At 66.5% G+C, this 13,404-nt stretch carries 13 protein-coding genes; 8 read left to right on the top strand and 5 right to left on the bottom strand.

The genetic code is table 11. The features are described 5' to 3' along the window. Positions 1 to 119 precede the first annotated feature (119 nt). On the bottom strand, positions 120 to 2,153 hold the full coding sequence (locus C5F75_RS26775) for an oxidoreductase (protein WP_104012951.1): 2,034 nt from the start codon (positions 2,151 to 2,153) through the stop codon (positions 120 to 122). Between the two features lie 75 nt (positions 2,154 to 2,228). Between C5F75_RS26775 and C5F75_RS26780 the strand changes: the two genes are divergently transcribed. From C5F75_RS26780 to C5F75_RS26790, 3 genes are all read left to right on the top strand, one after another. Next, on the top strand, positions 2,229 to 3,299 hold the full coding sequence (locus C5F75_RS26780) for an AraC family transcriptional regulator (RefSeq protein WP_104012952.1): 1,071 nt from the start codon (positions 2,229 to 2,231) through the stop codon (positions 3,297 to 3,299). Positions 3,300 to 3,503: 204 nt separating this feature from the next. Continuing rightward, a complete protein-coding gene (locus tag C5F75_RS26785) occupies positions 3,504 to 4,049 on the top strand; it encodes a hypothetical protein (protein WP_226094224.1) in 546 nt (181 codons plus the stop codon). Further along, entirely contained in the window at positions 4,046 to 4,648 is a 603-nt protein-coding gene (locus C5F75_RS26790; RefSeq protein WP_060009524.1) for a hypothetical protein, read from the top strand. Before C5F75_RS26785 ends, C5F75_RS26790 begins: the two co-directional genes overlap by 4 nt. A 99-nt stretch (positions 4,649 to 4,747) precedes the next feature. Here the strand turns inward: C5F75_RS26790 and C5F75_RS26795 are convergent, their stop codons facing one another. The 3 genes from C5F75_RS26795 to C5F75_RS26805 form a co-directional block, all read right to left on the bottom strand. Beyond that, entirely contained in the window at positions 4,748 to 5,227 is a 480-nt protein-coding gene (locus C5F75_RS26795) for an aconitase X swivel domain-containing protein (protein ID WP_104012953.1), read from the bottom strand. After that, on the bottom strand, positions 5,220 to 6,467 hold the full coding sequence (locus tag C5F75_RS26800; RefSeq protein ID WP_104012954.1) for an aconitase X: 1,248 nt from the start codon (positions 6,465 to 6,467) through the stop codon (positions 5,220 to 5,222). Before C5F75_RS26800 ends, C5F75_RS26795 begins: the two co-directional genes overlap by 8 nt. A gap of 177 nt (positions 6,468 to 6,644) precedes the next feature. After that, a complete protein-coding gene (locus tag C5F75_RS26805; protein ID WP_060009532.1) occupies positions 6,645 to 7,073 on the bottom strand; it encodes a MarR family winged helix-turn-helix transcriptional regulator in 429 nt (142 codons plus the stop codon). Between the two features lie 92 nt (positions 7,074 to 7,165). On the opposite strand from C5F75_RS26805, the gene C5F75_RS26810 reads away from it, so the two are divergent. The 5 genes from C5F75_RS26810 to C5F75_RS26830 all read left to right on the top strand — a co-directional run bounded on the left by C5F75_RS26810 (position 7,166) and on the right by C5F75_RS26830 (position 12,826). Then, complete coding sequence (locus C5F75_RS26810) at positions 7,166 to 8,086, top strand: LysR family transcriptional regulator (protein ID WP_059575302.1); 921 nt, start codon at positions 7,166 to 7,168, stop codon at positions 8,084 to 8,086. A gap of 107 nt (positions 8,087 to 8,193) precedes the next feature. After that, on the top strand, positions 8,194 to 8,625 hold the full coding sequence (locus tag C5F75_RS26815; RefSeq protein ID WP_059575300.1) for a MarR family winged helix-turn-helix transcriptional regulator: 432 nt from the start codon (positions 8,194 to 8,196) through the stop codon (positions 8,623 to 8,625). 64 nt (positions 8,626 to 8,689) lie between these two features. Continuing rightward, on the top strand, positions 8,690 to 9,784 hold the full coding sequence (locus tag C5F75_RS26820) for an HlyD family secretion protein (protein ID WP_089465436.1): 1,095 nt from the start codon (positions 8,690 to 8,692) through the stop codon (positions 9,782 to 9,784). Positions 9,785 to 9,797: 13 nt separating this feature from the next. After that, positions 9,798 to 11,372: a DHA2 family efflux MFS transporter permease subunit gene (locus C5F75_RS26825; RefSeq protein WP_059575295.1), complete on the top strand. Its 1,575-nt coding sequence runs from the start codon at positions 9,798 to 9,800 to the stop codon at positions 11,370 to 11,372. A gap of 17 nt (positions 11,373 to 11,389) precedes the next feature. Continuing rightward, on the top strand, positions 11,390 to 12,826 hold the full coding sequence (locus tag C5F75_RS26830) for an efflux transporter outer membrane subunit (protein ID WP_104012955.1): 1,437 nt from the start codon (positions 11,390 to 11,392) through the stop codon (positions 12,824 to 12,826). Positions 12,827 to 12,872: 46 nt separating this feature from the next. Here the strand turns inward: C5F75_RS26830 and C5F75_RS26835 are convergent, their stop codons facing one another. Beyond that, positions 12,873 to 13,304, bottom strand: coding sequence for a TIGR02594 family protein (locus tag C5F75_RS26835; RefSeq protein ID WP_104012956.1), 432 nt, complete (start codon positions 13,302 to 13,304; stop codon positions 12,873 to 12,875). Between the last annotated feature and the right edge of the window lie 100 nt (positions 13,305 to 13,404).

Below are 13,404 nucleotides of genomic sequence, written 5' to 3' on the forward strand. Positions count from 1 at the left end.
GCCGCTCATCGCGGTTCGGCTTCCGCGGTTCGACGCATCGGCGCAGCGCGCGACAAGCCCCGCCCGCCGCGGATCACCGCCGGGGGACTGCCGCCGCGCGAACGGCGCAGCAACGCCCGTTACAGCCGCGCCGCCAGCCGCGCCCCCTGATCGATCGCACGCTTCGCATCGAGTTCGGCGGCCAGTTCCGCGCCGCCGATCAGGTGCACCGAGCGCCCGGCCGCCTGCAGCGGGGCGAGCAACGTGCGCTGCGGCTCCTGCCCCGTGCAGAGCACGACCGTGTCGGCTTCGATCAATTCGTGATCGGTGCGCTGCTCGCCATACGACACGTGCAATCCGCGTGCATCGATCAGTTCGTAATTCACGCCGCCGATCATCTTCACCTGCTTCATCTTCAGCGTCGCACGGTGAATCCAGCCGGTCGTCTTGCCGAGGCCCTTGCCGAGCGGTGCGGCCTTGCGCTGCAGCAGCGTCACCTCCCGCGCGGGCGCCGACACCCGCGCACGCGTCACGCCGCCGCGCGTCGCGGCCGGGTCGGTCACGCCCCACTCGGCCTTCCAAGCGTCCAGATCGAGCGCCGGCGACTCGCCGTCCTGTACCAGATATTCGGCGACATCGAAGCCGATCCCGCCCGCGCCCACCACCGCGACCCGTCGGCCGACCGGCTGCCCGCCCGCGAGCACGTCGATATAGCTGAGCACGTTCGGCCCGTCCTGCCCCGGAATCTTCGGGTCGCGCGGCGCGACGCCGGTCGCCAGCACGATTTCGTCGTAGCCGCCCGCGATCAGGTCGCTCGCGTCGACGCGGCGGTTCAGGTGCAGCTTCACGCCGGTCAACTCGACCTGCCGGCCGAAGTAGCGCAACGCTTGGTGAAACTCCTCCTTGCCCGGGATCCGCTTCGCCATGTTGAACTGGCCGCCGATCTCCGGCGCCGCGTCGAACAGGTCGACCTGATGGCCGCGCTGCGCGAGCACCGTCGAGCACGCGAGCCCGGCCGGCCCCGCGCCCACCACCGCGATGCGCTTCGACTGCGGCGTAGGCGTGTATTTCAGCTCCGTCTCGTGGCACGCACGCGGATTCAGCAGGCACGACGCGATTCGGTTCTTGAACGCATGATCGAGGCACGCCTGGTTGCAGCCGATGCACGTGTTGATTTCGTCGGCCCGGCCCTGCGCCGCCTTGACGACGAACTCGGGATCCGCGAGCAGCGGGCGCGCCATCGACACCATGTCCGCGCAGCCGTCCGCGAGAATCTGCTCGGCCACTTCGGGCCGGTTGATCCGGTTGGTCGTCACGAGCGGAATGCCGACCTCGCCCTTCATCTTCTTCGTCACCCACGCAAACGCGCCGCGCGGCACCGACGTCGCGATCGTCGGCACGCGCGCTTCATGCCAGCCGATCCCCGTGTTGATGATGGTCGCACCCGCGCGCTCGACCGCCTTCGCGAGCTGCACGGTTTCGTTCCAGTCGCTGCCATCCGGAATCAGGTCGAGCATCGACAGCCGATAGATCAGGATGAAGTCGCGGCCGACCGCTTCGCGCGTGCGCTCGACGATCTCGATCGGCAAGCGGATGCGGTTCTCGTACGCACCGCCCCACTGGTCGCTGCGCTTGTTCGTATGCATCGAGATGAACTGGTTGATCAGGTAGCCCTCGGAGCCCATGATCTCGACGCCGTCATAACCGGCTTCGCGCGCCAGCTTCGCGCAACGCACGAACGCGCGGATCTGCCGCTCGACGCCGCGCGCGCTCAGTTCGTGCGGCGCGAACGGCGAGATCGGCGACTTGATCTTCGACGGCGCGACCGCGAACGGGTGATAACCGTAGCGGCCCGTATGCAGGATCTGCAGCGAGATCTTGCCGTCCTCCGCATGCACCGCATCCGTGATCTCGCGATGCCGGCGCGCGGCGGCCGACGTCATCAGCGTGCCGCCGAACGGCTTGGTCCAGCCGGCCACGTTCGGCGCGAAGCCGCCCGTCACGATCAGGCCGACGCCGCCGCGCGCGCGCTCGGCGAAATATTCGGCGAGGCGCGGCAGCGTCTTGCGGCTGTCCTCGAGGCCGGTATGCATCGAGCCCATCAGCACGCGGTTCTTCAGCGTCGTGAAGCCGAGATCGAGCGGGGCGAGCAGGTGGGGAAAGGGGGTCGTCATGATGATTCGGCCAGTAAGCGATGCCTGCCATCGTAGGCGGGCGGCGCCTTGAACGTGAGGGGGCAAACAGCCATAATGCTTGTCATTTCCGGCCAAAACGACATGACCTCCCCGTCTCGCAAGGACCGCCTCGGGCTGCGCCGGCCGACGATTCCGGTCGCCTATACGCGCCTGCTGCTGCAGGCGCTGGCCACACGCGGCGTCGATCTGGCCGCCGTGCGTGCCGGCACGGGCCTGCGCGACGCGGTGCTGGCCGAACCGGATGCGCGCGTCGCGCCGTCGCAATGGGGGCGGCTCGTGCTCAACGCGATCGAGATCGGCGGCGATCCGGGCATCGGGCTCGCGTTCGGGCTGCTGCTGAAGCCGACCGTGCACGGCTTTCTCGGCTATGCGACGCTGACCGCGCGGGACATCCGCGAAGCACTGTCGGTCACGCAGCGCTACTTCCGGATGCGCAATCGCCAGTACCGGCTGACCTATGCGGAAGACGAACGCGGCGCGACGCTCGAACTGCACGGCGTGCAGGCGAATCCCGTGCTGCAGCATCACGTGATGTTCGAATTCGTGCTGACGGGGCTCGCGCAGAACATCGCGCAATGGGCCGGTCGCCCGTCGCCGCCGATCAGGCTGCAATTCGCGTGGCCGGAGCCCGCGTATTTCGCGCGCTACCGCGATACGTTGCCGCCGGTCGAATTCGGCTGCGCGGCCAATGCGCTGTGGGTCGCGCACGACGTGCTCGACTGGCCGCTGCCGCTCGCCGATGAAGTCGCGCACCGGCAGGCGCTCGTGCAGGTGGAACGCGAATATGCGCAGGTGCGGCAGGAGGAAGGCGATCTGGTCGAGCGGGTTCGCGCGGAGCTGGCGCGCGCCGCCGGCGAATACCCGGGGCCCGACATGCTCGCCGAGGCGCTGCTCGTGTCGACGCGCACGTTGCGGCGCCGGCTGGAGGAAGCCGGTTCGAGCTATCGGCAATTGCTCGACGAAGCGCGGTTTCGCGACGCGAAGCAGTTGCTCGCCGCGTCGGACCTCGACCTGAAGACGATCGCCGAGCGGCTGCAGTTCACCGACCCGGCGAATTTCACGCGCGCGTTCCGGCGGTGGGCCGGGCAAACGCCAAGCGCGTTTCGGGAAGCGGCTGCGAGGTAATCGCGTCAGCGGTGACCCGGGCACCGGTGCGCGAATCACGCCGGACCGCTCGCGGCAGGGTGCGGGTGCGGCTGCGCGCGGATTTCAGTGCCACGCGCCGGCCAACCTTTCGCCCGGCAATGCCGGACGGCCCGCCGAAAGCTGTGGCGTATGATGGGCGCCACATCAAAACGACGTCGCGCGGCCCCGCGCCCTCTCCGACCCATGCCCAATCGCACCACCCTGATCGAGGCCACGATCGACCGCGTCGATACCAACCTCATCCGAGTCAAGGCCGATGTCAGGAAGAACCCGCCATACCGTTTGACGATGCAGAACGTCTGCTACTTCGTCACGGCCAGCGACGTCGATGAAGAAGCATTCAAGCAGATCGAGAAACTGAGGCCCGGCATGTCGGTGCGCGCCTGCACATTCGAGCATCGCGGCCGTCGCCGAATCGCGTGGATCAGGAGCGGCAACCTTGCCATCGCGCCGTACGACGTGCGCGCGCAAAAGCGACGGAACCTGTCGCTGCTTGCCTGGTCGTCGTGCCTGCTCGTGCTGAGTCTGGGTATCGCTGCCGCGGCACTCCATTCAGGTTGGGCGTTCACCTCGGCAATGGCCACCGTCGTGGCCACCGTCGGTCTGGTTGGCAACGTGGTCGCCATCGGCGGCTTGTCCGACCTGATCTTCCAGCCGCAGCGACGCGAAGCCCAGGATGGCTGGCTAGGCGAACCGTCCGGTTTCAGCGCGGAGCGGAGCGGCCCATGACGAACCACGACATGCAGACCGTATCCGGCCGCGTGACGGCAATCGGCCAGCAATCGATCGAGACGAAGATCTGGAGCAACAACCTGGGCGCGACGACGCAAAGTATCGAGGAAATCACACTCCAACTCGATTCGCTCGCGTCCCCCCTCGTGTTCAGGACCAACCGGACGACCCGCCTGTTCATCGCCGATGGCGATCGATTGAACGTCGCCTATGCCGACGACCAGGATCGCCAGATCGTCTACGGCATCCGCAACATGACCGACGGTTCGGCTTATCTGCTGCGCCCCGCCAAAGTCGCCGGCGCCCGGGCCGATCTTTTCGTCATGCTCATTTGCGTGGTCGCCGCGGCCGTGGTCAGCGGAATCGTATCCGCGGTGACGCTCAGCATGGACTCGATGTTCGACGTGTTTGCGCTGATCAGCGCGAGTGTAATCGGCTTGTGCGTGCTGAGTGCGATCCTGCGCATCCTGTTCGGCGTGATCGTGTGGCCCGAAATCAGAAGACTGGCGCAGCCGGGCGGCAAACGCGAAATGAACGCGGCAGCTCAAGCGCTGTCGCTCACGCAGGAAGAAACCCGACACGTACGCTTCATCTGACCGGGACAGGTGCGGCTACCGCGCGGCGAACGACGCTGCTCGCCCCGGTTCGCATCGCCGCGGCCACCGCCTGACTCGCCGTCAATGCGCGCCGCTCGTTCAGGTCAAACCGGATCCGCCCGGACGAGCATCAGCGCCCAGATAAATCCGCGCACCGCCATCCCCTTCGCCCGCCTCGATTCGCACCTCGCCCGTCGCGGCGACGATTGCGTCATACACATCGTCGGCCACGCACACCACCGGCACCGCGATCGCATACAACTCGGCGGCCACGATCGCGCCGATCGAGATGATCAGGTCGCGTTCCTTCAGCACGATCCCGACCGGCCCCGTGCCGTTGCGCACAGCTTCCGCGAGCACGCTGCTGCTCGAACTCGAGCCCTTCGCGTGCGGCATCACCATCACCTTGCCGGCAAGGCTCGCGCCGGTCTGCGGATGCCCGCGATCGACGATCCTGCCCGCGCCCGAGTCGTAGCCGCCCCAGAAGCTCAGCGGCTTGTCGAGGACGAACGGCCGCGCACACGCGCTGCCCGGCACGAGCGTGTCGCCCGTCAAGAATTTGCCCGTCGCTTCAGTCATCGAATCGCACCTTGCCTTCGTACGCGGACCGCACGCATTCGCGCATGCTGCCGTACGCGACCGTCACGCCGATGTTCGCGGGCGCATATGACGCCCACTTCCCCGAGTTGGTCATCACCAGCCCCGACAACTGCTTCATCACCGGCGTGATGTACGTGCAGGTATCGACGACGATCTGGATGCCGCGCGCGGCGAATTTCTCCGCGAGGCCGGCTTCTTCCAGCTCCCACAAAATGAAGCGGCTCGTGTTCACGTAGAAATCGCAGGCCGGCTTGCCGTCGAAGGCGTCGAGCAACGTGTCGAGCGTGCGGAATTCGGCCAGCGAAAAATGCGGCGTGCCGAGCGCGACCGCGACGAGCGCGTCGCCGGCCGCGGCGTGGTTCAGCGTGCGGCGAATCTCGTCGAGATCGGCCATCGTGATATCGACCGTGCGCTGCGCCGCGTGCCCCTGCAACGCGGCGTCGAGCGTCGGCGCCTCCGGCGTCACGCCCACTGCATGGAACAGCGCGACGGCCCCGCTCGACGCGGCGGCCGCGCCGAGCGCCTTGAGTTCGTCCTCGGTGGTGTCCGCCGGCAGCCCGACGATCGCCGGCACGACCGCGCCCGCGATCTTGCCGACCGCCAAGCCGAGCGCGGCGAAATAGATGTCGCGCGACGGCAGGCCGGCGAAATCCGGCGCGTTGAACACGATCCGCGCGGCGCGGTTCGCGTCGACATGCAGCCCCGCATACGGCGCGCGCCCAGTGATCGCGGCGGCCAGGTCCAGAAAATCGCCGTAGCGGCTCGTGCGCGCGCCGAGCACCGAGTTCGCGAACACGATCGCATTCGATTCGGCCCACGCGATCTGCTCGCCCAGCGCGGGACGATGCTTCAGTTGATACGGCGCGCACGTGAAGCTCGATTCGCAGCCGAGCCGCAAATGCGCGTCCATCAGGCGCTGCGCATCGCGCTGGATCGTGCGGTCGCCGTGGTACAGCTCGGGATGGATCAGGTCGAGCGACCCGACGTTCAACGTGGTCGGCACCGCGACCTTCGCGCCCGTTTCGACGAAATAGTCGACGAAGTCGAGGCTGGTCTGGCCGTGGTACAGGCAGCCATCGATATGCGCAGATGTAATGTCGATCAGGTGAGGCGCGGACATCACTTGCGCGGTGCGCGCGACGATTCGCATCGCACGGGCGACGCCGTCGCCGAAATCCCCGCGCAACATCGCGTCGTCGCGGTCACTCAACTGCAGCATCCGGTTGCTCCTCGTGACGCGTGCCGGCGGCGCCGGCTGCGTGAAATCCGTCAGAGGACTCTACAACTGGAAATAAAAACTGTCCAGATTTTCACGAATCCGGACCCACACAAAACCACTTTCAGCGAAATTCGGCGACCAAATCACATAATGGCTCGCATTCCGATCCAATTCCCCCTAACGCTCCGCAGTCAGGCTGAACAACTCGTCACGCAGCGCCTTCGCGCGATCGCGGCCGAACTGCGTGTCGAATTCGTCCTGCGCGGCCTGCCACGCAACTTTCGCCTGCGCGAACGTGCGCTCGCCGAGCTTCGTGAGATGGAGCGCATGCGCACGCGCATCGTGCTCGGATGCAGCCGTCGCGACGAAGCCATCGCGCTGCAACGGCTTCAGCGCACGCAGCAAGGTCGTGCGATCCATCACAAGTGCGTCGGCGAGTTCGCTCATCAGCAGGCCGGGCCGGCGTTTGAGGTTCACCATGATCGAGAACTGGGCGGGCGTGACGCCAACCGGGGCCAGATGGCGTTCGTACAGTTGCGTGACGAAGCGCGCCGCCTGGCGCAGCGCGAGACAGTTGCACGCCTCGGAAATCGGAATGTCGTTCATGTTCCGGAATCTATATGTGCATATGCATAAAGTCAATGTACACTCCGCGGTAACAACGGCCGGCGGCCGACCATCGCGTCAAGGAGACGGACATGGACTACATCGACAAGCTGCGGATCTTCCGGTCGGTGGTGGAGATGCGCAGCTTCACGCGCGCCGCCGACATGCACGGCCTCGCGCGGCCGGTCGTCTCGCGCGCGGTGGCCGATCTGGAGGCGCGTTTCGGCAGCCGTCTGCTGCACCGGACCACGCGCCAGGTGTCGCTGACCGAGACGGCCGAGCGAATCTACGAGCGTTGCGCGGCCGTGCTCGACGAGCTCGACGCGCTGGAAGTTCAAGCGCAGGCACACACGCGCGAGCCCGAGGGCCTGCTGCGCCTCGTCGCGCATACGACGGCCGCGCTGAACCGGCTCGTGCCGCTGATCGCCGGCTTCAAGGCCGCGCACCCGAACGTGCGCCTCGACGTCACGCTGACCGAGCGCCCTGTCGATCTGGTCGGCGAAGGCTACGACATTGGCATCGTCGTGCCGTACATGCTGACGAGCGAATCGACCGTCGTGCGGCTGATCGAGCGCATTCCGGTCGTGATCGTCGCCACGCCTGCGTATCTGCACGCGCATGCGCGCCCCGAAAGCCCGGCCGACCTCGCCGATCATCCGTTCGTGCCGATCTCGCCGTCGCTGCGCCGCCCGGCGCTGTCCTTCCGCGTCGACGGCGACACGGTCACCGTGCCGTTCCGTTTCGACATCTCGTCGAACAGCCCCGTGTTCAACCGCGAAATGGTGATGCACGACTTCGGCATCGGCGTCGTCCCGAAAACGCTCGTCGAGGCGCAACTCGCATCGGGCGCGCTCGTGCAGTTGCTGGAAGGCGCCGATCTCGTCGATGCGTTCGTCGAAATCAAGCTCGCGTACGCGAACCGCTCGCTGCTGCCCGCGAAGGTGAAGGCGTTCATCGACTACACGGCCGCGTATTGCGACCGCGAAGGCTGGAGTGTTCCGGCCGCGGCGTGACCGGGCGCGGGAACGCGCCTTTGCGACGCCGATTGGTACAACCACGACACCAATCTGATCCTGTCCCGCCCCTCGCTTCGCGCCGCCCCGCCCCCTAACATGTGCACATGCACAAGACCACGCTCACCGATGACGATTGCTTCGCGGTCCGGCAAGCCGCCCGGCGAATCTCGCAGTTCTACGAGCGCTATCTGTCGCGGGCGGGCGTCACGCCGTCGCAGTACAGCATCCTCGCGCTGCTGCGCGAGCGGCCCGGCCTGACGATGGCGACACTGTCGAACGTGCTGGTGATCGAACGCACCGCGTTGCTGCGCGCGCTCAGGCCGCTCGTCGGCGCGGCGCTGGTGACGGGGCGGATCGAGCCGCCATGCCGCGGCCAGACGTTCGCGCTGACCGCGCACGGCGAAACCAAGGTGGCCGATGCGCACGTGCACTGGCTCGCCGCGCAGGAAGCGTTCGAGCGGTACTTCGGGTCGGCGCAGGCGGCCCGACTGAGAGACGAATTGTTCCGGATCACGCACAACCTGCCGGAACGCTAACCCCTTCCCCGATCGACACGACGACGTCGATCGTTTTGATCAGTGCATATACATAGGTGAATCGATGGATACGACTCAAGACGCTGCCTCGTCACGCGAAGCAGCCACAACCGAGCGGCCCGCGAAGCAACAACGCCGCGTGCCGTGGATGCGCATCGCGGCGGGCGCCGTCGTCGTCGTGGTCGCGGCTGCCGCGCTCGACTGGCTGTTCGTGCTGCGCTTCCAGGAAAGCACCGACGATGCGTACGTCGGCGGTGACGTGACGGTGCTCGCACCGAAGGTCAGCGGTTTCGTCGACAAGATCCTCGTGACCGACAATCAGCGCGTGAAGGCCGGCGACGTGCTCGTGCAGCTCGATGCGCGCGACTACGACGCGAAGCTCGCTCAGGCCAGCGCAGAAGTCGACAGCGCGCGCTCCGCCGTGACCGAACTCGAAGCGAAGCAGCAGCTGCAATTCGCGGTGATCGGTCAGCACGCGGCAGACAAGAATGCGTCGTCGGCCGAGTTGACGCGCGCGGCATCCGATCGCGTGCGCTATCGCGAACTCGTGAAGTCGGACGCCGTATCGAACCAGATCGTCGAGCGCGCGGATGCCGATTACTCGAAGGCCGGCGCGGCCGTCGAACGCAGCGACGCCGCGCTGCTCGCATCGAAGCGGCAGCTCGACGTGCTCGGCGCGCAACTCGCCGATGCGCGGGCCCGCGTGAACACCGCGCTCGCCGCGCAGCGCGTCGCGGCGCTCAACGTCGAATACACGACGATCCGCTCGCCGGTCGACGGCTACGTCGGCAACCGCACGGGCCGCGTCGGGATGCTCGCGAACGTCGGCGTACCGCTGCTGACGGTCGTGCCGGCTAGCGGCCTGTGGATCGACGCGAACTTCAAGGAAGACCAGCTTCGCAAGATGCGCGCGGGCGATCGCGTCGACGTCGCGCTCGATGCGTCGAGCACGCGCCTGCACGGCCGCGTCGACAGCCTCGCACCCGCGACCGGCGCGACCTTCAGCGTGCTGCCGCCCGAGAACGCGACCGGCAACTTCACGAAGATCGTCCAGCGCGTGCCCGTGCGCGTGCATCTCGATCCGCAGCCGGGCATCGAGCAGGTGCTGCGCCCCGGGCTGTCCGCGGTCGTGACCGTGCATACCGACCACAAGAACTGAGCGGGAGCCGACGATGACCACCGCGTTTTCCGGCGACCCCGCGTCGCAACCGACCAGGCAGCGCGTGTTCGCATTCGCGCTGATGTGCGTCGGCTTCTTCATGGCGACGCTCGACATCCAGATCGTCGCGTCGTCGCTGCGCGACATCGGCGGCGGGCTGTCCGCGAGCCAGGACGAATTGTCGTGGGTGCAGACGGCCTACCTGATCGCCGAGATCATCGTGATCCCGATGTCGGGCTGGCTGTCGAAGGTGATGTCGACGCGCTGGCTGTTCGCCGCGTCGGCCGTCGGCTTCACGATCACCAGCATGCTGTGCGGGCTCGCGTGGGACATCAACTCGATGATCCTGTTTCGCGGCATGCAGGGCGCGCTCGGCGCCGCGATGATCCCGACCGTGTTTACCACCGCGTTCGTGCTGTTCCCCGGCAAGCAGCGGCTGATCGCGTCGACGACCATCGGCGCGCTCGCGTCGCTCGCGCCGGCGATCGGCCCCGTGATCGGCGGCTGGATCACCGACCAATGGTCGTGGCACTGGCTGTTCTACCTGAACCTCGTGCCGGGCATCGCGGTAGCCGTGCTCGTGCCGCGCTACGTGCATATCGACGCGCCCGATCTCAGCCTGATCAAGCGCGGCGACTATCTCGGCATCGCGTTGATGTCCGGCTTCCTCGGCTGCCTCGAATACGTGCTCGAGGAAGGCCCGCGCAAGAACTGGTTCGGCGACGACGCGATCGTGATCTGCGCGTGGATCGCCGGCATCTGCGGCTTCCTGTTCATCGTGCATGCGCTGACCGCGAAAGATCCGATCGTCGACCTGCGCGCGCTCGCCGTTCGCAACTTCGGGATCGGCAGCCTGCTGTCGTTCGTGACCGGCATCGGGATCTTCGTCACCGTGTTCCTGACGCCGCTGTTTCTCGCGCAAGTGCGTGCGTTCAGTTCGCTGCAGATCGGCATCGCGCTGCTGTCGGTCGGCGCGTTCCAGTTGATCGCGCTGTGTGCGTATGCGTTCGCCGCGCGCTACTTCAGCATGCGTGCGCTGCTCGTGTTCGGGCTGATCTGTTTCGGCCTCGGCTGCTACCTGTATACGCCGATCACGCACGACTGGGGCTGGCGGGAGCTGCTGCTGCCGCAGGCGCTGCGCGGCATCGGCCAGCAATTCAGCGTGCCGCCGATCGTGACGATGGCGCTCGGCTCGCTGCCGCAGTCGCGGCTGAAATCGGCGAGCGGGTTGTTCAACCTGATGCGCAACCTCGGCGGCGCGATCGGTATCGCGGTGAGCGCGACGATGCTCAACGACCGGCTGAATTTTCATTATCTGCGGCTGAACGAGCACGTGAGCGCCGGCGAACCGCAGATCGCGTCGCTGCTCGACCGCCAGGCTGCGTACTGGGGATCGGTGGCCGGCAATACGCTGAATACCGCGCAGGCCGGACTCGCGAACCTGCATCGGCTGATCTACCGAGAAGCGCTGACGCTGACTTATGCGGATGCGTACTACGCGCTGTCGCTGTGCTTCGTCGTCGCGCTGCTTGCCGTCGTGTTTTCCAAACCCATTACGTTGAACGCGCCGCCGCCGGACGCGCACTGAGGCCAAGGATCATCATCATGAAGAAGCTACTCGTCGCGCTGGCCGTCAGCGCATTCGCCGCCGGGTGCGCGGTACAGCCGGCGCGGCATCCGGCGCTCCAGGATTCGGTTCGAACGCTCGCGCCCGATGGTTGGGATACCAATGTGCCGCGCGCGGACATCGACGCCGCCGCGTGGTGGGCGCAGTTCCACGATCCCGTGCTGGACAAGCTGATCGCCGCGGTGCTCGACGGCAATCTCGATCTGCAGGCCGCGGCCGAACGCGTGAAGCAGGCGCAGGCGCTGACCGTGCAGAAGCGCGCGGTGCTGCTGCCCGAACTCGACGCGACCGCGCACGCGGCCGATGCGCGGCAGAACACGCCGCCGCCGCTCGGCTACGTGCGGCAGGCGGGCGCCGGGCTCGCGCTGAGCTGGTCGCCCGATGTGTTCGGCGGAGAGCGGCTCGATCTGCTCGCTGCTCAAGCGGAGTTGGTCGGGCAAAAGCATGCGGAAGATGCGATGCGGCTCGCGCTTGCAGCCGATGCGGCATCCGCGTATGTCGATCTGCGCTGGGCGCAGCAGGAATTGAAGATCCTGCAGGACAACGCGAAAATCCGCCAGCATGCGCTCGAACTCACGCGCAAGCGGCAGGCGTTCGGGCTGTCGACGGAACTCGACGTGACGCGGGCGCAGAACCAGCTCGATGCACTCGAAGCCCGGATTCCGCCGACGCAGGCGCAGATTTCGCATCAGCTCAATCTGATTGCCGTGTATTCCGGGCGCACGCCGGAATCGGTCGATCGGCTCGTGCTGGCGCAGGCTGGCGAGATTCCCGCGCCGCCGGCGGGCGCGCCGGGGACGTTGCCTTCGCAAGCGTTGTTGCGGCGGCCGGATGTGCTGACTGCCTATGCTCAAGTCGAGCGGCGTGCGGCGCAAGTCGGCGTGGCGAAGGCCGAACGGTATCCGAAGTTTTCGTTGAACCTGACGGACGGGATTCTCGCAGCTTCGTATCTCGGGTTGCCGACGTTGACCGATAACCTGTTCAGCGCGGCGTTGAGCGCGACGAGCCCGATCTTCAACGCGGGACGCATAACGGCCGATATCTCGCAGAGCGAAAGTCGGATGCGCGAATCGGAACTCGGGTTACGACAAACGATGCTGCAAGCGTTGCGGGAAGTCGAGGATGCGCGCGCGAACTTGGTCAGTTCCGATGAGGCGACGCGGCGGCTCGATAGTGCATTGGCGGCTTCCGATAAAGCGCTTGGGCTGGCGAATCAGCTTTATAAGGGTGGTGCGACGGATTTTCTGGATGTGCTGTCGGCGCAGGAGGTTTATCTGCGCGATTCGGATTCACTCAATCAGGTCAGGCGCGAACATGCGCTTGCAGCGGTTGCGTTGTATCGGTCGCTTGGGGGTGGGTGGAGCAGGAACGATGCGGCAGGTGGGCCGGAGGTGGAGGCCGTCGCGAAGAATTGAAGCCGATGCCTGATACGGATGCAGGCCGCGTCGACGGCCCGCACCATTACTCAACCACGGCTCGGTGGTTATCCGGCATCGGCCAACGGTAGCCGATCACTTCGTTCAGCGGGTACGCGAGTTCGCGAACCTCTTCCAGCTGGTTGCCGCCAAACAAGTGGACGTGCTTATCGTCGTGACGCAGGTAGAAACCGACGTGCCCTTTCCAGCTTGCCGGGTCGTCACGCGTCAGGATCGCGATGCAGCCGTACACCGGACGCTCCAGCGGTTTGCCCCATTCCAGCCACGAGCGTGCCAGTGCGGAACCGGTGCCGCGGAATCCGGCGTGCGCCATACACCAGTTCACGAACGACGAGCACCAGGAAATCTTGTCGTCGTAGCCGACCAGGTTCGTCTGGTTGTTGTACTCGACGATGCGTGGGTTGATGCTGCCCGGCGGGTGGCGGCGGATGCCAAGTTCGGCCAGCGCGACGGGCATCCAGGGTGGGTGGGCGGCGTCCGGTCTGGTCTCAACGATTGATCGAGTCACGTCTACCTAGATTCGCGGGAATTGATCGGCAATCGTCGCATGAATCGCA

The organism is Burkholderia anthinoferrum, assembly GCF_002925705.1.
In the GTDB taxonomy this organism is placed as follows: Bacteria; Pseudomonadota; Gammaproteobacteria; order Burkholderiales; family Burkholderiaceae; genus Burkholderia; species Burkholderia semiarida.

Coding starts and splice junctions, on each gene's coding strand:
- C5F75_RS26830 (WP_104012955.1), top strand. CDS start 11,390: ATGAAGAAGCTACTCGTCGCGCTGGCCGTCAGCGCATTCGCCGCCGGG.
- C5F75_RS26790 (WP_060009524.1), top strand. CDS start 4,046: ATGACGAACCACGACATGCAGACCGTATCCGGCCGCGTGACGGCAATC.
- C5F75_RS26820 (WP_089465436.1), top strand. CDS start 8,690: ATGGATACGACTCAAGACGCTGCCTCGTCACGCGAAGCAGCCACAACC.
- C5F75_RS26810 (WP_059575302.1), top strand. CDS start 7,166: ATGGACTACATCGACAAGCTGCGGATCTTCCGGTCGGTGGTGGAGATG.
- C5F75_RS26775 (WP_104012951.1), bottom strand. CDS start 2,153: ATGACGACCCCCTTTCCCCACCTGCTCGCCCCGCTCGATCTCGGCTTC.
- C5F75_RS26805 (WP_060009532.1), bottom strand. CDS start 7,073: ATGAACGACATTCCGATTTCCGAGGCGTGCAACTGTCTCGCGCTGCGC.
- C5F75_RS26835 (WP_104012956.1), bottom strand. CDS start 13,304: ATGCCCGTCGCGCTGGCCGAACTTGGCATCCGCCGCCACCCGCCGGGC.
- C5F75_RS26780 (WP_104012952.1), top strand. CDS start 2,229: ATGCTTGTCATTTCCGGCCAAAACGACATGACCTCCCCGTCTCGCAAG.
- C5F75_RS26815 (WP_059575300.1), top strand. CDS start 8,194: ATGCACAAGACCACGCTCACCGATGACGATTGCTTCGCGGTCCGGCAA.
- C5F75_RS26800 (WP_104012954.1), bottom strand. CDS start 6,467: ATGCTGCAGTTGAGTGACCGCGACGACGCGATGTTGCGCGGGGATTTC.
- C5F75_RS26795 (WP_104012953.1), bottom strand. CDS start 5,227: ATGACTGAAGCGACGGGCAAATTCTTGACGGGCGACACGCTCGTGCCG.
- C5F75_RS26825 (WP_059575295.1), top strand. CDS start 9,798: ATGACCACCGCGTTTTCCGGCGACCCCGCGTCGCAACCGACCAGGCAG.
- C5F75_RS26785 (WP_226094224.1), top strand. CDS start 3,504: ATGCCCAATCGCACCACCCTGATCGAGGCCACGATCGACCGCGTCGAT.